The sequence below is a fragment of the Actinoplanes sp. NPDC048791 genome (assembly GCF_040650095.1).
GTDB lineage: Bacteria > Actinomycetota > Actinomycetes > Mycobacteriales > Micromonosporaceae > Actinoplanes.
Window position 1 is genome coordinate 1 of the sequence record NZ_JBEZGQ010000859.1, and the last position, 711, is coordinate 711.

General features: G+C 75.4%; 1 protein-coding gene. It reads left to right on the forward strand.

Going from position 1 to position 711, the window contains the following annotated elements:
* The coding region (locus tag AB0C29_RS38535; RefSeq protein ID WP_360831327.1) for a helix-turn-helix domain-containing protein at positions 1-593 on the forward strand (593 nt) is incomplete at its 5' end.
* Positions 594-711: the final 118 nt, after the last annotated feature.

The window sequence follows — 711 nt, forward strand, 5'->3', positions numbered from 1 at the left end:
GCACCGACGGCGAGCAGCTGGCCCGGCGGGCGGGCAGCGGCACGATCGCCCCGGTCATCGCCGACGCCACCCGGCTGATCCTGCCCGAGCCGGCGACCCCGGGCCGGCTCGCACATCTGACGGCCGCGCTGGCCGGGCAGCGGGCGGCGCTGGGACCGGCGGTTCCGCTGGGTGAGGCCCGCTTGTCGTACCGGTTGTCGCGCCGGGCCCTGCAGTTGCAGCAGGAAGGGACGCTGCCGGCCGAGGCGCTGCTGCACTGCGACGACCACCTGGTCACGCTGGTCACGGCGTGGGAGCCCGGGCTGAGTGACCGACTCGCCGCGCGGTGGCTGGCGCCGCTGCGACCGCTCGCCCCGGCGGACCGCGAGGTGCTGTCCGCGACGCTGCTGGCCTGGCTGCGGGCCCAGGGGCAGGTGCTGGCCGCGGCGGCCGCGCTGCCGGCGCACCCGCAGACCGTGCGATACCGGATGCGCAAGCTCCGGCGGCTGTTCGGCGACTCGCTGGACGACCCCGACGCCCGGCTGGCGCTGCAGATCGCCCTGCACCAGCAGCGCCTGGACGCTCGCGTATGCAGTGTGGAGTCCCGGCGATAGCCCGCGCGGCACCGCACCGGTTGAATGATCACATGTACACACTGAGGGTGGCGGCGCTCCTGGCGGTCCGCGACATGATCGCGAGCCGGGAGCCGCTGGTCGACTTCGCGCTGCGGCA